Source organism: Pantoea sp. QMID4, from assembly GCF_030270445.1.
Classification (GTDB): Bacteria; Pseudomonadota; Gammaproteobacteria; order Enterobacterales; family Enterobacteriaceae; genus Pantoea; species Pantoea vagans.
In genome coordinates this window covers 805,606-822,452 of the sequence record NZ_BSXL01000001.1, presented here as the reverse complement: position 1 = coordinate 822,452, position 16,847 = coordinate 805,606, and the positions used below count along the sequence as shown (strand labels likewise).

Annotated in this window: 26 protein-coding genes and 2 pseudogenes; 13 read left to right on the top strand and 15 right to left on the bottom strand. The window is 48.4% G+C overall.

Annotation, left to right across the window (positions count from 1 at the left end; translation table 11 throughout):
• Positions 1-6: 6 nt before the first annotated feature.
• Positions 7-504, top strand: coding sequence for a hypothetical protein (locus tag QSK07_RS03750; protein ID WP_285720482.1), 498 nt, complete (start codon positions 7-9; stop codon positions 502-504).
• Here QSK07_RS03750 and QSK07_RS03745 read toward each other — a convergent pair.
• The 3 genes from QSK07_RS03745 to QSK07_RS03735 are packed head-to-tail and all read right to left on the bottom strand — an operon-like array spanning position 501 to position 3,500.
• The gene (locus QSK07_RS03745; protein ID WP_285720481.1) at positions 501-1,406 is read right to left on the bottom strand and encodes a minor capsid protein; all 906 of its coding nucleotides are present in this window, start codon (positions 1,404-1,406) and stop codon (positions 501-503) included. The genes QSK07_RS03750 and QSK07_RS03745 overlap by 4 nt on opposite strands.
• A gap of 7 nt (positions 1,407-1,413) precedes the next feature.
• A complete protein-coding gene (locus QSK07_RS03740) occupies positions 1,414-2,898 on the bottom strand; it encodes a terminase large subunit (protein ID WP_352230952.1) in 1,485 nt (494 codons plus the stop codon).
• 2 nt (positions 2,899-2,900) lie between these two features.
• Positions 2,901-3,500 carry a hypothetical protein gene (locus QSK07_RS03735; protein ID WP_285720480.1) on the bottom strand — a complete coding sequence of 200 codons (600 nt, stop codon included), beginning with the start codon at positions 3,498-3,500 and terminating at the stop codon, positions 2,901-2,903.
• Here QSK07_RS03735 and QSK07_RS03730 point away from each other — a divergent pair.
• Positions 3,475-4,002, top strand: coding sequence for a hypothetical protein (locus QSK07_RS03730; protein WP_285720479.1), 528 nt, complete (start codon positions 3,475-3,477; stop codon positions 4,000-4,002). The genes QSK07_RS03735 and QSK07_RS03730 overlap by 26 nt on opposite strands.
• A 77-nt stretch (positions 4,003-4,079) precedes the next feature.
• The gene (locus QSK07_RS03725; RefSeq protein ID WP_285720478.1) at positions 4,080-4,535 is read left to right on the top strand and encodes a hypothetical protein; all 456 of its coding nucleotides are present in this window, start codon (positions 4,080-4,082) and stop codon (positions 4,533-4,535) included.
• An 87-nt stretch (positions 4,536-4,622) separates the two neighbouring features.
• Here QSK07_RS03725 and QSK07_RS03720 read toward each other — a convergent pair whose 3' ends face one another.
• The 5 genes from QSK07_RS03720 to QSK07_RS03700 form a co-directional block, all read right to left on the bottom strand.
• Positions 4,623-4,871 (bottom strand): hypothetical protein, encoded by a 249-nt coding sequence (locus QSK07_RS03720; protein ID WP_285720477.1) that lies wholly within the window; start codon positions 4,869-4,871, stop codon positions 4,623-4,625.
• Positions 4,872-5,038: 167 nt separating this feature from the next.
• Positions 5,039-5,536 (bottom strand): HNH endonuclease, encoded by a 498-nt coding sequence (locus tag QSK07_RS03715; RefSeq protein WP_285720476.1) that lies wholly within the window; start codon positions 5,534-5,536, stop codon positions 5,039-5,041.
• Between the two features lie 8 nt (positions 5,537-5,544).
• Entirely contained in the window at positions 5,545-6,015 is a 471-nt protein-coding gene (locus QSK07_RS03710; RefSeq protein WP_285720475.1) for a lysis protein, read from the bottom strand.
• A complete protein-coding gene (locus QSK07_RS03705; protein WP_285720474.1) occupies positions 5,999-6,508 on the bottom strand; it encodes a lysozyme in 510 nt (169 codons plus the stop codon). Before QSK07_RS03705 ends, QSK07_RS03710 begins: the two co-directional genes overlap by 17 nt.
• Before the next feature lie 3 nt (positions 6,509-6,511).
• Positions 6,512-6,754, bottom strand: a complete 243-nt coding sequence (locus tag QSK07_RS03700; RefSeq protein WP_285720473.1) for a phage holin — start codon at positions 6,752-6,754, stop codon at positions 6,512-6,514.
• Between the two features lie 192 nt (positions 6,755-6,946).
• Between QSK07_RS03700 and QSK07_RS03695 the strand changes: the two genes are divergently transcribed.
• Positions 6,947-7,261 carry a hypothetical protein gene (locus tag QSK07_RS03695; RefSeq protein WP_285720472.1) on the top strand — a complete coding sequence of 105 codons (315 nt, stop codon included), beginning with the start codon at positions 6,947-6,949 and terminating at the stop codon, positions 7,259-7,261.
• 454 nt (positions 7,262-7,715) lie between these two features.
• On the opposite strand, the pseudogene QSK07_RS03690 reads toward QSK07_RS03695, so the two are convergent.
• Positions 7,716-7,829, bottom strand: a pseudogene (locus QSK07_RS03690) (antitermination protein); the annotation flags it as partial.
• On the opposite strand from QSK07_RS03690, the pseudogene QSK07_RS03685 reads away from it, so the two are divergent.
• The 6 genes and pseudogenes from QSK07_RS03685 to QSK07_RS03660 form a co-directional block, all read left to right on the top strand.
• Positions 7,827-8,249: pseudogene (locus QSK07_RS03685) on the top strand (PD-(D/E)XK nuclease-like domain-containing protein); the annotation flags it as partial. The pseudogenes QSK07_RS03690 and QSK07_RS03685 sit on opposite strands and share 3 nt — an antisense overlap.
• Positions 8,246-9,148 carry a RecT family recombinase gene (locus tag QSK07_RS03680; protein ID WP_285720471.1) on the top strand — a complete coding sequence of 301 codons (903 nt, stop codon included), beginning with the start codon at positions 8,246-8,248 and terminating at the stop codon, positions 9,146-9,148. The pseudogene QSK07_RS03685 and the gene QSK07_RS03680, both read left to right, overlap by 4 nt.
• 11 nt (positions 9,149-9,159) lie before the next feature.
• Positions 9,160-9,390, top strand: coding sequence for a hypothetical protein (locus QSK07_RS03675; protein WP_167423269.1), 231 nt, complete (start codon positions 9,160-9,162; stop codon positions 9,388-9,390).
• A 112-nt stretch (positions 9,391-9,502) separates the two neighbouring features.
• Positions 9,503-9,784, top strand: coding sequence for a hypothetical protein (locus QSK07_RS03670; protein WP_147789070.1), 282 nt, complete (start codon positions 9,503-9,505; stop codon positions 9,782-9,784).
• A 93-nt stretch (positions 9,785-9,877) separates the two neighbouring features.
• The gene (locus tag QSK07_RS03665; protein ID WP_285720470.1) at positions 9,878-10,288 is read left to right on the top strand and encodes a hypothetical protein; all 411 of its coding nucleotides are present in this window, start codon (positions 9,878-9,880) and stop codon (positions 10,286-10,288) included.
• Positions 10,289-10,397: 109 nt separating this feature from the next.
• Positions 10,398-10,535, top strand: a complete 138-nt coding sequence (locus tag QSK07_RS03660) for a hypothetical protein (protein ID WP_285720469.1) — start codon at positions 10,398-10,400, stop codon at positions 10,533-10,535.
• A gap of 73 nt (positions 10,536-10,608) precedes the next feature.
• On the opposite strand, the gene QSK07_RS03655 is transcribed toward QSK07_RS03660, so the two are convergent.
• The 3 genes from QSK07_RS03655 to QSK07_RS03645 are packed head-to-tail and all read right to left on the bottom strand — an operon-like array spanning position 10,609 to position 12,160.
• The gene (locus QSK07_RS03655; protein WP_285720468.1) at positions 10,609-10,839 is read right to left on the bottom strand and encodes a hypothetical protein; all 231 of its coding nucleotides are present in this window, start codon (positions 10,837-10,839) and stop codon (positions 10,609-10,611) included.
• 60 nt (positions 10,840-10,899) lie between these two features.
• On the bottom strand, positions 10,900-11,370 hold the full coding sequence (locus tag QSK07_RS03650; protein WP_285720467.1) for a hypothetical protein: 471 nt from the start codon (positions 11,368-11,370) through the stop codon (positions 10,900-10,902).
• 40 nt (positions 11,371-11,410) lie between these two features.
• Entirely contained in the window at positions 11,411-12,160 is a 750-nt protein-coding gene (locus QSK07_RS03645) for a hypothetical protein (protein ID WP_285720466.1), read from the bottom strand.
• Positions 12,161-12,589: 429 nt separating this feature from the next.
• Between QSK07_RS03645 and QSK07_RS03640 the strand changes: the two genes are divergently transcribed.
• The 3 genes from QSK07_RS03640 to QSK07_RS03630 all read left to right on the top strand — a co-directional run bounded on the left by QSK07_RS03640 (position 12,590) and on the right by QSK07_RS03630 (position 14,828).
• Positions 12,590-13,339 carry a DNA cytosine methyltransferase gene (locus QSK07_RS03640; RefSeq protein ID WP_285720465.1) on the top strand — a complete coding sequence of 250 codons (750 nt, stop codon included), beginning with the start codon at positions 12,590-12,592 and terminating at the stop codon, positions 13,337-13,339.
• Between the two features lie 162 nt (positions 13,340-13,501).
• Positions 13,502-13,774: an excisionase gene (locus QSK07_RS03635; protein ID WP_095707051.1), complete on the top strand. Its 273-nt coding sequence runs from the start codon at positions 13,502-13,504 to the stop codon at positions 13,772-13,774.
• Complete coding sequence (locus QSK07_RS03630) at positions 13,743-14,828, top strand: tyrosine-type recombinase/integrase (RefSeq protein WP_285720464.1); 1,086 nt, start codon at positions 13,743-13,745, stop codon at positions 14,826-14,828. Before QSK07_RS03635 ends, QSK07_RS03630 begins: the two co-directional genes overlap by 32 nt.
• Positions 14,829-15,136: 308 nt before the next feature.
• Here QSK07_RS03630 and QSK07_RS03625 read toward each other — a convergent pair whose 3' ends face one another.
• From QSK07_RS03625 to copC, 3 genes are read right to left on the bottom strand one after another with little or no spacing between them, the layout of a single operon-like run.
• The gene (locus tag QSK07_RS03625; protein WP_013358153.1) at positions 15,137-15,484 is read right to left on the bottom strand and encodes a YebY family protein; all 348 of its coding nucleotides are present in this window, start codon (positions 15,482-15,484) and stop codon (positions 15,137-15,139) included.
• Between the two features lie 28 nt (positions 15,485-15,512).
• The gene (gene copD / locus QSK07_RS03620; protein WP_285720463.1) at positions 15,513-16,388 is read right to left on the bottom strand and encodes a copper homeostasis membrane protein CopD; all 876 of its coding nucleotides are present in this window, start codon (positions 16,386-16,388) and stop codon (positions 15,513-15,515) included.
• Between the two features lie 4 nt (positions 16,389-16,392).
• Positions 16,393-16,770, bottom strand: coding sequence for a copper homeostasis periplasmic binding protein CopC (gene copC, locus QSK07_RS03615; protein ID WP_285720462.1), 378 nt, complete (start codon positions 16,768-16,770; stop codon positions 16,393-16,395).
• Positions 16,771-16,847: the final 77 nt, after the last annotated feature.

The following is a 16,847-nucleotide window of genomic DNA, read 5'->3' as shown; positions in this document are numbered from 1 at the left end:
ATTATCATGGCTAACTTAATAAAAAATTTTTTCACCTCTTCAGCATCGCCTGTTATTTTCACGCTTTTAGGTGTGATTATTTCAAGTAGCTTTACATGGCTGGGAAATTATCAAAGCAGCAAAATGATTTATAAGACTTCATGTATTGCACGCGCAGACCAGCAGGAAGCCCAGCTTAGAGAAAAATACAGTAGCTTTTTGATTGCATTATCTAATTTCTCTTTCTCTCCTGAAATCTTAGATGTGAGCAGCGAAAAAGAATTTAGAAAGATCGCTATGCCTCTAGCTGCAGCCGCTATGGATATGACAGCTTACACACCAGGATCAATGACTCTAATTGCAATGAAGGTCACGCAGGCTCTAAATTTTGCAGTAATGGCTGGCAATGATCCAACCAAACAAGAGCAGGCGATTCAGATGGCGCTCAAATCATCAAATGGTTCCTATGAGGCTTATCATTTATCTCTTGATGAAATAGATAAGCAAAGGAAAAACTGCGGCTAGCCAGTCCCTGCCAGCTCAAATGCATGGGGCTCTAAATCTCTGAGTTGGTCGAGAGAGTACTGCTTGCCGTTGTCATCGACGAATCGGTCAATGCTGAGGTCGCCTTTACTGAACAGCTCGTAGCGCGCCGGACCTAGCACCTCTTTCTGAAATGCTGCAGGCTGTCTCGCCAGCCATTCCCCATAGGTCGTCTTACTACTGACCTGCTCAACGCCATTAGGCCCGATTGCTGGTCGCGTTGAGCCAGGAATTTCCCGGCGATACTCGGCCTTCAGCACAGGAACCTCCGACGTACGGCATCCCCAGTGAAACGGCGGTGATATGGCATCCAGTGGCACAGTTTTGCCGTCCAGCGACCGGCAGAGCGGTGTTGTTCGTCCGTCCAGCGTGGCAACGCGCTTCTTGCCCTCAAGGATGTCATCGTTTGATTTCATCGTTTCAGAGTGGGCAGAGGCGGCTACGTGATTAGTCATCGTTCTGACGAGAGAACCCACCTGCTCCTCATGAGACACGCCCAGCGACGTTAAGCGCCGGACAATCTGCTTTTGCGTCTCACCGAGCGATGACCCGATAGCGATCTTACTGAGTATATCCGCTGTCTTCTTGCTGCCGAACTGTGACAGCGCGCCGGTAATGTTAATAACCTGTCTGCCTTTACCCATAGCAAGCTCTAGCGGGTTAGCCAGTACAGCAGCGGCTATCATCTCCGCCGAAGGCTCAGCGAGACGCACGGAGGCTTTTACGATTTGACCGAGTAGTTTGCTGTTGAAGGTAAATTCGTATTGCGCGAACTCACCCAGGTTAAGCTTCTGCTGCTGTGACATCTCCCCGTAGATGGCATTCAGGTCACTCCTGAGCGTTTCTATCTGCCGGTTATAGCGAGCGGTGGCGTAATGACTCAAGCCTTCGTTAACGGTCTCTTTGGCGCGTCTGATTGCCTTGCGGACAAACTTGGCGGCCTTGCCTGCCAGACCTGAACCAAATCGCTGTAAGTATACCTGATGGCGCGTGGCGGCGTTTATCTTTCCAGCACCCGCGTTTGTCATCCCACTCTTTGCGGTAACCTTCCAGCGCGATGATGCCCTCAGCACACTTATGCTCATCAAAGGCGCACTTCGGCAGGATTTCACGCACCTGCTCAATGCCGTTATCAACACCGAGTTTTGGCACCACCTGAAAAGTGATCGTGTATCTCGCCCCGTCGATTTCGTAACCTTCGCGGGCTAGTTCGCGGCGTGATTTCGCATCGGAGCCAAACTCGCGGTTGTCGATATCGTGCGGCCCCCAGTGAGCGGCGTACTCGTAGCCTTTATCCTTCAGCACTTTCATATAGTGCCGGAGACCTTCGCCTGAGTTTTCGTAGTAGTCGATGACGTGATATTCCTCGCCAATGATGCGCACAAACCAGATGGCCGTGGAGTCTCCTACGCCGATATCCCAGAACGTGTGAACCGGCAGGTGTGAGTTGTCAGGAAGCGTGCCAATACGCTTCTGCTCGTATAGCTTGCGGAACTGCTTAGCGTAATAAGCACCCTCGACTGACTGCTGAAACGCCTCCGCTGGTATTGACGGATATTCGCGCTTCATGTCATCGCCGAGCGTTTTCTCTTTGGCGTAATACCAGGCTCTCTGGCGCTCGTTGGTAATTACGCCATGCTTTGCCTCAATATCAGTGAAATAATCGCTCAGGCGCTGCGGTATTGGCTCTACGGGGTCGATTGCATACAGGGGATTCTTCCACCACGAGAAGAAGAAAAACTTCCAGTCTAACTGTGAGAGCTGCTTGCCCTGAATGAGCGCCTTTTCTGCCGACTGGCAGTAATCGAAGAAGTAACCAGCCCGGCCTTCTGCAGTGCTTTCAATCGTCGTGAAACAATCGCCTGATACTGCTTCAAAAGCACCGGTAACAATCTCGCGGGCCTTGTCAGGAAATTTAGCGCATATCTTGCCGAACTCGGAAACATGTAGATAACGAAGCGTACCGCCACGGAAAGACGTGCTGATATAGAGTGAACCACCTTTGCTGAATACCAGCTCACCCGCTGCATCGTTGCTCGCAGGGTTGGCTGCCTTAATCTCATCAGGAAGGCGATCATAGGCATATTTAATCTTCTCTAGGAAAAGGCGCTTGGCATCGTTAAGGGTGTGGGCGATCAGGGCGCATTTGGCTGCTTCGAACAAAGCCGCATCCAACTGGATAATGCAGACTTCGGTCGTAAAGCCTAGCTGGCGAGCCTTCAGGATGATGTTGCGGGTATGCATGCCCTCAAAGTATTCAAGCTGCTCCGGTGTCATCTGGAAGCGTATCGGCTTACCTTCTTTATCGGTTATCCAGTAGAGGTGATTCAGGCGCCATAACTTATCTCGCAAGAGATTGAGATGTTCAGGCTTCATGCTCACCCCTTCGCGAGATCGTCCATCAGGTCAGAAAGTTTCTTCGATGCTTCATCACCATTCGGGCCGTCGATGTCATATGCCTGACGCTCAAGACCAATCAGAGTTTTCAGCGTGTCAGATAAATCTTTCATCGACTTCACCCGGCCAGGCATGCTGATAACCTTGTGGTAAATTTCGTTGAGCTTGTCCTGTCCTTTGTCGTCAGGGCTAAGCATCAGTTCGCCAAGCTGTTCCAGTGCACCTACGTCAGCGCACTGCGCTTCGAGCTCACCAAACAATGAGCTGGCGATGTTACGTGCTCTGCGAATGTCACCACGATGCTCCATGCGGACGTTGGCGATTACCTCAGCGTTGGCCTCGATCAGTATCCGTTCGTTGGTAGCCGTTTCAGTGGATACCTGTTTGGATACCTCACGTTTGGATACCAGCGCATCAGCCTTGGCTTTGATCTTCGCCTTGAGGTCTCGCTCCCATCCATCACGTTTTGCACGCTTGTTTATCGCGCCGTGAGTGATGCCATGTTGTGAGGCTATTTCGCGGATAGACATCAAGCCAGCCCGGTATGCCGATTCGATGGCCTCCCAATCTGGTGATGCCATTTTCAATATTCCCAATCAAGTTTATAAAGATACTGCCGATGTATTCATGGAACTCTTTTCGCTCATGGTGATTATGAACAGACGAACTACCGCCAATGCATTTGCGCTTATCCTCTTAGGTTTCTCTTATTCCGCTCTGGCTAATAGCGATTTATGCTCAACAGTTACGTTTGAAGCCTTTGGGGAACCTAAACAGACTGTCAGAGATTGTGCTGACCCCAATGAATCCTTTTGGGTAGCGGTAACGATTGATGGTGCGCGTTTTATGACCCAGGGATTAGGCTTGGTCGTGCCGCAGACGTCATCTCATCAGCAGGGTGATGAGATGCAATTCTTAACAATTCAGGTCACTAAGAAAAATAATGAATATACTGTTCGCTTCCTGCGGGCGATCAACGGTCAATCAATTTACTGGTCTGGTATCATGTTGCCAGGTCATCAACAAGGCGCAACCATCAAAGGGCATAAAGTGAATATCCGCTTTGAGCGTCAAGAAAACTGATATTCATCATTGGTACTCGCGACAGAACATTTCTTTTTTGTCGGTGAGTGCCATTGCTTATACCTATGGAGAGGAAAATGAGGCTATATAATTTCTGCTTGAACTGTTATCAAGACGGCGCTCGTGCGAGAAACAATGGATTATTTTGCGAGACTGAAAATATCATCATGATGTTAGATGCGATTTACAAATCCTACCTTTCTGGTCTGCCTAATACTGATAATGCACCTAAACTTATGAATCTCATTGCCATGGAAATGTCTGAGGATGGAACATTTGATCATAGGAATCTAGCAGACATGATCGCCTTGGTTTTCGACACTATGACTGAGTTGAATGTGAACCATACGCTTTGGTTATCTGAATTAGATAAAAATAGCGAAGCAAATCATATTTTCATGGTGCTTATTCATGGGCCTGACGCACATATTATCCAAAATGCAAAGGGTGCTTTCACTGGTGGAAATTATAGCGAGGTCAAATCCAAGCTAATTAGTGATCTTGAACAGCCTTTAAATCGCCATCTTTATTAAATGCTTTTTACAGGGCACATTTCCGATATGTGCCCTGTGAGGCAAGTCATTACAATAATTAAACTAACTATTGACAACTTATCCTATTCAATAAATTGGTTCCTTAACCCCTTTCGCACGTGCGGTAAGTCGGCGTTCGGCAATGCTGACCACCTGATCATGATCAAACTTCTCATGCAAATAAAGTACGTTTTCAAACTCATAGCCCACAGGCTCAAAGTAACAGTCAACATCTTGCATTTGTACTTGTTTACATAACCAATCACCATGTGAAGTATTCCCAGCGAACCAAAAAATCCCATGAGTCAACAACGCATGTATAGCTTGCTGCACCATACTAGAATCCTTCCAAAAGTTTTCTACCTTACAAATTTTTAAACTACCTCAAGTGGTTTCATTAGTGAAATTATAATTCACTTAAAAAAATTTGTGTCACATACTCTTGAAGCCCTGCTATTTGCTTTCCGGCGACTTCGATTCGCTCTCTGAGGTTTAAAGCATACTCATGCCGCATGTGGTTCAGCGTAAAACTCACCATGAGCGAGCTGGCAATAGCTTTCTCTGACTCGGATAGCATCATCCTTATCTGCGTAGGTTCCAAGGCAAATTTGTTTGCCGTTGGACTTAGTGAATGCTTTCCACTTCTTCTCTCGCTTGTTCCAGATAACACCCGGCACTCCCGACTTGTTATTTGCCTGAGTCTTGCGATTCATAGCGTTTTGAGAGGCGTTGCACTGACGAAGATTTAATGCTCGATTGTCGCTTCTGTTGCGGTTTTTGTGGTCCACCATGTCAGGCATGAACCCATACATATAAAGCCAAACCAGTCGATGAGCCCGATAATCATGACCGTCGATTGTTATGCGCCAGTAACCTTGCTCATCTTTCCATCCGGCCAAATCCCCAGGTTGTATTGCATTTGTTTTCTCTGAAAGCCAATGAAATAAGCCTGTTTCAGGGGAGTAATCCAAAAGGCTTTTCAATTTACCTTGTGTCAGCATCACGCCTCCTATTTCAGGCAAATTCGGTTGATGTAGTCTTGCAGGTAGGTCACTTGGTTGGTGATGGTTGAGATTCCATTTCTGAGACGCCAATAATTCCGTTCAGCATCTGCTGTAAGGCTTGCGGTGGCATCATCGCCCACGCCGCTGGTGCCGGTGGCGGATTGCTTCGCGCAGGTGACGTTGAGCTGCAGCCGGCGCTTGCCAGTAGCAACGTCATCATGCAGCTGATCGATAGTCGCCTGAGCATCGGCTAACTCCTTCGTGTATTTCGCATCGAGCGCGGCTACATCACGCTGACGCGTCTGCATGTCGGTGATGGTGTCTTTTGCCAGCTTGAGAGCACTTGTTGCGGTGTCACGCTGCGCCTTGTAGTCGATGGCATTGGCGCGGTAATAAAGCGCGAACGCTACTGACGTGGCTAAGACAATAAGAACCAGCAGGATGAGCGCAGTGAGCACTTTAGCCTTTGAGGTCATCGGCACTCTCCGCCAGACACATGGTGCGCTCCATATCGCGGCGGTTCATTAATCCGCGCCACTTCTGGCCGCCAGCGTAAATCCAGCGGCGTAGCTCTTCACATGCGCCATCAACGTCACCAGAGTTAAGCCGCTTAAGCAGCGTTGATTTAGAAAACGCACTGGTGCCAACGTTATAGGTGAAGCTGTAAAGTGCGGCGCGCTGATATTCGCCCAGTGGTATTTTCACCATTCCATCCACAGCCTTCTTAACTGGCTGAAGGTCATTCCACATAAGCCGATCGCATTCGCGGTCTGTGTATTTCTTGCCTTTGATAATGTCGGTGCCGGTGTGACCGTCGCAGACAGTCCAGACGCCCGCCACATCTTTGTAAGGCTCGTATACCCTGCCCTCTACCCCATCCTTTCCGCCGAGAAATACCGTAGCGATAGCCATAGCTCCGCCACCCGCGACAGCAATAAGCTTATTGCGCAGGCTGTTTGATATAGCCATGGGTTAATCCTCGTTGATGTCTGGTGCAGTGGGCCAGCGCTGAAGGGCTTTGATTTGGGCCAGCGTTGCCTTGCGTTTGTAGTACCAGTTGATGCCGAGCGTGAACAGCGCGACTAGGATACCGGCCAGCACGCCTACAGCACTCCATTCATCGGGACTCAGCCGGGTCAGCAGACCATTAGCGATTGTCCCGGCAGATGCGCCGTAAGCTGCGCCTGATGCCAGTTTGCTCATACCGATACTCATGTCACCTCCGTGATTACGGGCGGTGCTGTAGGTAGTCATAAGAAAAGATCGCCCGCTGCCACACAGGAAAAGGTGAGAGTCGAGGTTGATTGGCAGGGTCGAAAAAAGAAAAAAGGCCCGCCGAAGCAGTGCCTTGTAAATTATTTTTTTCATCAGCCGATAATCATTCCTCCACTAACGGAGGATTTTATAATGTCAAAAGCAGTTTCAGTTAACTGGATAGTGCGTTTCCCGCTTGGCCTATATGCAAAGGTAAGAAGTCATATTCTTAATGACTGCATCTCAGAGGCTATGATTGGACCAAACGTTTTCACTCGATACGAAGACCGCTATTTCGTTGTTGCCAATACATGTGACGCTATAAAGACTTTGGAAAAATTCATATTAGATTTGAACTCAGCGTCTTCCTCACATGGAGTAGAAGTATTCCATATACCTCAAGGTAGGATGAGTTCATTTGCTGTAGATATCGAAGGGGATGGCCAATCAAGACCAAGGTTCGATTAATCTCACTCAACCGCAAAAGAGTGTGATTTTGAGATTTGATGCTCATAAAAATTTTGTTTCTCCTGCCAGGGAAAGTCGAAAAATGGAAGGATATTAATGAGCATTTTAAAATATAAAAGGCTAATTGAAATTAATGAAGAACTGGGCAGAATTGCATGTTAAACAAGAGGCATAGCTAGCTCAAGCGCATCTGATACAGATAAAGATTGTCAAATTTCTCCGTAACTGAAGCTTCATAAACTGCTTATAGATGAAGCCAAAAAGTTATTCCCTTAAAAATAAAAAAAGCGCCTTCAGCTTAAAAACGAGGCGCTTTAATTTACTTATGATGGAAGTCGTCGCAAGTCCCACGCCTTTCAACAACAGCGCGCAACTTCAACTGTTGGGAATCATATCCCCAGTTTCGGGAAAAGTAAATAGCCCACGATAAAATAATGAGCTATTTCTGAGCGCGCTATCCAGTGACCTTGTTCAGTGCGACATTGGCCCATGATTCCTCAATCTCAATCTTCCCGATCAGGGCATTATAGAAAGGCTTAACCGACTTCTTCCAGGTATCGATCGATATCAGGAAGCGTCAATCTACTGGAACGACGAACAGACCGGCGAACTTTGCCGTATCCGGCCAGATAAATTCCTTTCGGGACAGCCCGTCATCGTCGACGTAAAAAAAGTGGCCGATATGTCCCGCTTCGCCCGCCACATCGAAGAGTTCCGCTATCACGTTCAGGACGCCTACTATCGCGAGGGCTTCAGCAAGCACTTCGGCGAATTTCCGATTTTCGTTTTCATTGCCGTCAGTGAGTCGATCGACTGTGGCCGCTATCCGGTTCGCACCTTCCAGCTGCAGGAAGAAGATGTTGCCGTGGGCTACGACCTGTTCCGCCGCAATCTTGAGACCTATCACGAATGCATGCTGTCCGGTAACTGGGGCGGCATTGAAGAAATTACACGCCCGGACTGGGCTAAGAGAAAGGATTACGCATGAGCAAAAACATCATCACCGCGCCGGTCAATGAGGCTGACACGAAAGCGGCAATTTTCAGCCCAAGCGGCCTGCAGAAGTTGCAGGTGTTTGCTGAAGTCATGGCGCAGGGCAAAGCAACGGTACCTGCTCACCTGTCCGGCAAGCCTGCTGACTGTCTGGCGATCGCATTACAGGCAGCTCAGTGGGGTATGAACCCTTACGCAGTGGCGCAGAAAACGCACCTTGTCAACGGGACTCTGGGCTATGAGGCTCAACTGGTCAATGCGGTAATCACCAGCTCTACAGCCGTGCAGGGTCGTTTTAAGTACGAATACGGCGGCGACTGGGAGAAATTCAAACCGGGAGCAGCCAACGCATCGAATGAGCGCGGCCTGTCTGTACGCGTCGGCGCAGTGCTGAAAGGTGAAACGGAAATCACCTGGGGTGAGCCGCTTTACATGGAGTACGTCACCACGCGCAATTCTCCCCTCTGGAAGACGGCACCAAAGCAGCAGTTGGCATATCTGGCCGTCAAGTACTGGGCGCGCCTCTACTGTCCTGACGTGATTCTCGGTGTTTATACCCCTGACGAATTCGAGCCGGCGCAGCGAGCAGAACGCGATGTTACTCCGGCGCGCAGCCGCGCTGAACTGAACAACCTGATTAACAGCAAGCCTGAAACACAGCAGCCTGAGCGCGAAATAAACCCGGCGACGAACACCAGCACAGCAGTGCGCACGCCGGATGAACTGCTTGCCGATTTCACCATCACAGCCGCTGAGGCTGAAAACGTTGCGGGGCTTGACCGCTGCTACAAATACGCGGCGCGCATGCTGGCAAGCGAGGCTGAAACGCTGGAAAAGGCCACCGATGTTTATCTGCTTCGTAAAGCAGAAATCGAAGAGGCACTCAGCAAATAACAGGAGACAACATGGAATCACCTGAATACCGGCGTCGCGGCAATCAGTTAACTCTTGGCCGCCGCTGGTCACCCGATGAGATAGGCCTTCTTAAAGAACTCGCAGCAACCATCCCACCCAAACTTATAGCTCGGCAACTTAACCGCTCATACGAATCCGTTCGCCAGCGAGCCAGTCGCAGCCGGATACGTTTTCTGGAAGAGCGCAGCAAAGCTAACGGTGGTACTAAGCCAAATTTATGACACAAAAATACTGTACATAAAAACAGTATTTTACTGGTCTTCATCAGGCGGTGAGAGTAAGGTTGCTGAGTGAATTCACAGCCTAACTCACTCAACCAAAAGAGGATTTACTATGTCTCATACTGATCAAGAATTCGAAGACCTGCAAGACCTCAATACCCTGTATCGTTCTGCGATTCTGGACACCACAGAAGCTGTCGGCTGGGGTATCGAAATCCTGACCAAAGTTGTAGCGGCAAGCAATGCTGGCGCGCTGGGTTCATTCTCTGCGGCCGATCAGTATCAGGCTAAACAGACCCTGATGTATCTGAAAGAGCGGAAAGACAACAACGCTATGTTCCGCAAATCGGGTGACCCAGCGCCACGTACTTTTGCGCAGTACGAACACCCGTAACAGGTAGTCAGTAACTGACTTTTTCAGGCCGATGAAAGTCGGCCTTTTAACCTCACTGAACTTTTGATTTTACCTTTTAAAAGGATGCCAAATATGACTACTGCAACAGACCTGGCGCAACAGGCGATCGATAACATCAATGCCCTTAAAGCGCTGGCTGAAAAAAATGGGGGAATCCCGGCAGATGTGCAGGCACAGCTGGACGCCTATGCCAAACAGGTCGATAAACTGACAAGACAGTTAGGCAGCGAGCAAGAGACCCGTGAGGGTTATCGCGTCAATATTTTGATTGATGCAGAGGAAATTGGCCTTGCTCTCGAAATCATGAACAAGATCGAGGCTGGCCTGGGCGATAACAGCATTCCTCGAATGCATCCTACTTTACGACGCCAGCTTACCGAAACTCTAGGCTATGTTACGAATCGGCAGAAAGAACTGCTTTCTTTCCGTAAAGAAGGTGACTCGGAACCTCGTACGTACGAAGAGTACCGCATGGGAATTTAATCCCTTTTAATGCCTTATAAACAGCCGCCTCCAGGCGGTTTTTTATTGTCTGCTTTCTGACTATTTTCGCCGCGGCATTGAGCCTGACAGCGGCATAAGTAGTAAGAGAATGAGTGAATTTAAGCGTTATGACCTTTCCCAAAATGGTATTTATTGTGTAGAAGAAGATGAGGATTTTGCGATAAATGAAGACTACGTAACGCTCAAAGCCCAAGGTAAAACCTTAGTTTGTCTTTTAGGTAGTTAAAACATTTATGCCGGCAGTAGTGAGTAAAGTCATAGCAAAATAACACATGCGCTTGTTGTTGAAGTTTTTGAATTTACTTATATTTATTACAAAGCATCAAAACTTTCTCGCGGTGCTCTTGATTATCTTGATTTAAAGTCATATTGTTCATGCGTAGCAAATCATCTAAAGAATCAATTAACTTAAGCGTTGAAAGCCTCATTGACTTCATGTCAGCCAATGATTGATTATATTGTTGCGAGTGAGTATTTTGGAGTTCCTTTAACCTCTCAATGCTATTAGACAAATTTTGCTTTTCAAGCATTAACTGCTCATTGGCTAACTTAAATTTTTCATTTCGCTCACTTAAGTCATTAACTTCTTTTTATTTCTCGCCGTTTTGAGATTTCAATGAATTAATATCTAATCTTAACTTCTCGAGGTCTTTTTCGGAATCGGTGGTTTTACGGTCATAAGCTATGTCAGCTTCTGCTCTCAAAATTTCAGTTTTTACCTTTCTTCTGAGGGCGTTATCAATTCTATCAGCGAGTTTGTCTTGTGAGCGTTTAAAAGGACCACTTTGAAATTTATATGCGTATTCAACGAAATGAGGCATTACGGTTACATAGAAAAATGCTGATAATGATGGAAAAATTATGGATGTCCACCATCCCCCAAGTGATAAAATTGCTCCAATTTTGATTTCAATGCTTTGTTCACTAAAAAACAAAATAAGGATTACCTGCCAGTTAAATGCTATCCATGAAAATGAAAATGCTGCAAATATCGGGTTGGATACCCTTTCCAAGACAGAGTATCTTATTGTGTTTTTGAAGTCTGTTAAGTATTGAAGCATCTGTCACCAACCTTGTTTAGTCATTCTTTTTAAAGGTTTATTAAGAAGAGTTTCTAGCCATATTAAGACTATCTCTGCAATCGCTTAACTCAATATTTAGCGCTCTATTTTGGCTATTAACGGAAGCTATCTGCTGTTTTGCTTCGTCAAGTTCCTTTCTCTCTCGATCAATCTGATCTAACAAACTAGAATAACCACTTTGGAATTCTTTGAGTTCTGATATTTCATTATCTTTTCCGGTAATCATCTCCTCAAGAGCTTCAGACACAATAACAAGACTATTAAACTCCTCCACTTGAGAAATATATTTATTTTCAAGCTCTTCAAGTTTGATAAGATTCTTACGTGCCAAAGCTGCTTCGAATTTTAATTCTTCAGTTCTTTTTTCCGCTTCTGCAATTTCTTGCTTTTGCAAAGCAAGCGTTTTTTCTCTCTCAGTGACTATTTTCGCAGAAACCCTCTCCTTCCTTAAGGATAATACAGAATTAAAATAAGAGTCGTAAACATCAGAAAAATTATGTAACGCCTTAATTAAAACATTAAATATTGCATAAATTGCGTTCAATACAGGTACAATTAGCATCAAGACTAAAGTCATTTTTAATGGGTTTAAAAGAAGGCTATTTATGTTTGTGACTGCTTGGATATCGTCAATTTTCAAGTAAATACCTCTTTCTGAGAAAAGAAATATTGCGATAGCTTTCCAATTGAAAGAAATCCAAGAAAATATAAAAGCCCCATACAAAGGGTTGCTTATTCTTTGTTCAGAATTGTCTCTAAGAGAACTCATTAACCTGCCCCAAAAGCTACTCATAAAAAGACCTAATTGATAACGAATTTTGATGAATCATACCTTTAAAAAATGATTAGGAAAAGTCTTAGTACTGCTGTTTTGATACAAAAAGCCGCATGGTGTCAGGGTGCGTACTTTGTGACATCATTTGCGAAATTGAGGCTTTAGGCTGGTTTCAAGTAGGCCGTCGCCGCCCTTGATATGACCATCATATTTTACGACAAAGTGGTATTTGTCAGTGAGCCAGTCGGTGCGCAGTCGCGAAGCATTCCTTACGACGAAAAACCACATCTCATCACTAATGACGAGATTGCGCCGGGCAATCACTCTGCTCGCTGCCAATTCAATGTAGTAAACCTACCCCCCCTATTCACTATCGCGCTCTGCGTGAGGAGTTGTTATGTCTGAAATAAATAGTGAGGTGCCATGAATGAGCTGGCTCTTTTCGCAGGCGCTGGTGGAGGAATACTCGGCGGGCACCTCCTTGGATGGAGAACAGTTTGCGCCGTTGAGCGTGATGCCTACGCAGCACAGGTTCTGGCGCAACGACAGAACGATGGAGTACTCCGACCTTTCCCGATTTGGTCTGACGTGTGCAGTTTTGACGGAAAGCCATGGAGAGGAATTGTTGATGTCATTTCTGGCGGGTTTCCCTGCCAAGACATTTCAGCGGCAGGCTCCGGAGCAGGAATATCAGGAGAGCGATCGGGACTTTGGAAGCAAATGGCAAGAATCGTCGATGAAGTTCGACCTCAATACGTGCTGCTGGAAAACTCACCTCTGCTTGTGGGAAGAGGACTTGCCGTGGTCCTTGGTGATATTGCCTCGCTGGGGCTCGATGCGGAATGGTGTTGTATTTCAGCATCAGAGTGCGGGGCGTCCCATAACCGCGACAGAATCTGGCTTGTTGCCTACCCCAAGGGCCAGCATGGGCGGGCATGGAATAGCATGGTGTCGGGCAAGGACTGGCGATCACAGGCACAACCTCGAGGATTATCTAGCCTGGCAGCACCTGGAAGCTGGCGGGGAAGAAACGCCTGGCCTGAACGCCTGCCCCGATTATGTCGAGTGGCTGATGATGTGGCCTATGGGGTGGACAGACTTAAAGCCCTTGGCAATGGACAAGTTCCACGAGTGGCAGCAACTGCATTCAACATCCTGAGCAGCAAGACATGAACACCATCCCCGACATCTCCCCCGGCGAGTTCACCTTGTGGCTCGCCTTTTTTATTTGCATCGTGCTGGTCTGGAACTGGCCGTATAAGGGATAGAAGTCGCTCCACATGAAAACTTGCGATAGTTTGCGATCAAGTTCTGTTAAAAAGTGCAGGAGAAATTATGGCTAAGCTAATGAACCTTCAGGAGTGGGCGTCGGCAACATATTCGCAGCCGCCCTCTTTATCCACCCTGCGCCGCTGGGTCAGGGAGGGCAGGATTTACCCATGCCCGGAGCTTCACGGAAAAGAATACAAACTCGAACCGGATTCGGTATACGTTGACCCGCGCAAGAAGATGATGAAGCGCAGGCCGGAATACGTAGCACCGCCGAAAAAGGGATCGCTGATGGAGAAACTGAAACATGTCGAACAGGCCAAAGCGGTACGACGCTAATCTGCCAAGGAACCTGACGTTTCGTAAAACGAAGCAGATATACTCCTGGCGAAATCCTGTGACCGGTCAGGAGATTTCACTGGGTAAGATACCCCGCAAGGATGCGGTGGCCCAGGCTATCGAAGCGAACAGCTACATTGAGCAAAACTACCTACCATCCGCCCTTCTTGATCGGCTTAAAGAGACGCCTGATTTCACAGTGAGTAAATGGCTTGAACGGTACGACGTCATCCTGGGGCGGCGCAGTTTGAAGCCAAGCACAATGAAGATACGTAGCAACCAGCTGCTAACCATTCAGGCTGAGTTTGGTCGCCTGCCAATTACTGCGATCAGTACGCGTGATATAGCAGTTTTCCTTGAATCCTATGTCCAATGTGGGAAGCACAGCATGGCGGTTGCATTGCGATCGCTGCTGATGGATGTTTTCCGCGAGGCTGTTGTTGAAGGCATTATCGACAGGAATCCAGTAGAGCCAACCAGAACCCCATCACCTGAAGTCAGGCGAGAGCGCTTATCACTTGAGCAATTTCTGGCTATCCGTAAGGCCGCTGAAAGCATGGGGGGTTGGCTGCAGAATGCGATGAACATCGGCCTGCTCACCGGGCAGCGCCGGGAGGATGTAACGCGTATGACCTTCAGCGCGATCAGAGATGGGCGGCTTTTTGTGACACAAAGCAAAACTGGCCATAAGCTGGCGATGCCACTGGATTTAGAGCTGAAAGAACTGGGAATGTCACTGGAGGGGATCGTAGAGGAATGCCGGAAGGATAACCCATCGGATAGCCTGATTTATTCTGCAGTCCGTCGCGGGGGCAGAAAACCGGGGCCGGTTTCACCAGATGCGCTTACAGGTGCTTTTGCAGAAGCGCGTGAAATAAGCGGAATTAAATTTGGCCCTAACCCGCCGACATTTCATGAAATCAGAAGTCTTGCCAGCCGACTGTATGAAGTGGAAAATGGAGAGGATTTTGCGCAACGATTACTCGGCCATAAAAACCTTTCTATGACTAAAAAGTATCTCGATTCGCGCGGTCAGGAATACGTAATGGTATAGATTGGATATAGTGATTTCGGGATATTTTCGGGAAATTTCGTAACCGCCTTCAAAAAAACCATATAAATCAACCCACTAAAAAAAGACCGAATACGATTCCTATATTCGGTCCAGGGAAATGGCTCTCAAGGAGCCGTGCGCTAAAAGTTGGCATTTATGAAGGCGGTGTCGCCTTGCAATTTAAGGTTAGAACAGCGCGGTGGAAATGCCAGCAAACGCGGGAATCAGGGCCATAAACCGGATCAGTTTGTGATCGCAACGGCAAAAAATCGGTGATTGGGCGCAGCGCAAAGCTGCACCCGGGAGGTTTATTTACCGCACAGCGCCTGGGTGCGCTCAACAATCGGCTGCAGACTCATCATCTGACCCGGATGCGCCTTGTCTTCGGCCTGAATCACGCTAATCGGCTGCGCTTTCACCTGTTTGTTTTTAAACAGCTGGTCGGCGATGTCGTTCAGCGGGTATTGCATCAGCGTGCTCGGGTTGATGGCAAACATCGCACCATCTTTCTCGCAGGTCAGCATCACCTCTTCACGGTTAAACGGCCACTTCTCTTTCCCGATCTCAAAGCGGCTGACGGTAATGATTTGTGCCGCCAGCGCCTGGCCGCATACGGATAACAACAGGATGGCGGGGATCACTTTCTTCAGCAACATAACTACCCTTTTCTCTCTTAAACCACATTCAGGCGGGTGACAGCGTAGCAAATACGCTCACCAGCCCAACCACACCACACGCCAGCAGCAGTTCAAGCTGCGTCATGCGAATAAATTTTTGCTGCGTCCCGCTGCCCGCCAGGCGGAAGCGCGGCACCAGCCAGTATCGATTGATCAGCGCCACCAGCACCATCAGGGCAACCAGCAGCACCTTGCACAGCAACAACACAATGTAGCGTGAATCGTGCCACATGAGTGGCCAGCCTGCGATCATCACACTGTTTATCACACCACTCAGCAGCGTTAGCGCTACAGCCAGATGACCATAGCGCGAAAACCGCATCATGGTACGAATCGCGTCAGTGCGTCGATCGATCTGGCGCGCCTCGCGCATCAACAGCAGCAAGGGCAACAATCCGCCCACCCAGAACGCTGCCGCAATCAGATGCATTCCCTGGTTAATCTGCTGAAGCAGACCGGGCAATCCATCACGCATCGCGGCATGACCTATCAGGGCCATGCAGGCCAGTTGCAGCACGCCCGCCAGCAGTAACACCTGCTGACGCAGCTTTCCGGTCAGTAATAATGCGACAAGAGCCACAACACTAAAGAGTATTTCCCACTGCCACACCGCACCAAAATGTGTGTCGAGCACCGCCAGCCAGATGTCGAAATCGGCAAGATTGGTACTGTCGCCGCTCATCAGCACATTCTGGCAGGCCAGCATCAATAGCGCACTCAGCAGCGCCAGCCAGGCGCTCCCCTTCACCAGCGGATTTAATCGCCGCGCCAGCAGGGGTCGATAACGTTTGGGTGCCAGCAGTGCGCTGTAACAGGCGCTGCCGGTCAGCAGCATCACGGCAGCGAAATGCAGCGCACGCAACAGGATCCAGAGGGTGGTCACCGGCTTACTTCACGCTAAAGCGATAGCTTCCTGCGGTTTTATGTCCATCCACCGACAGCACATGCCAGTTGACCTGATAACTCCCCGCTTTCAGCGGCTGAGAAAGGCCGATAATCAGGCGATTTTTCTGGTCAGCTTCAACGCGGGCTTTGGTCGTCTCAACGGGTTTCTGTGCATTGTCCAGCAGCGTAACGCCGCTGAATGCCGCTTCAATATCTTCGCTAAAATTCAGCGTCAGCGCATCGGGGGATGTCGTAACCTGCGCTTTAGCTGCGGGTGCGGAAGACTGGAGATGCGCATGCGCTGCGGCCAGAGAGCTGAATGCCATCAGTCCGGCTGCCGCCAGCGCAATAACCATGCGGGAAATGGGTTTTTTCTGCATAAGATCATCCTTTTAACCGCCGCCAGGGCGATAAACGTGGCAAAAGGATACGCTGCTGGTTTTGCACTGTCGAGGCC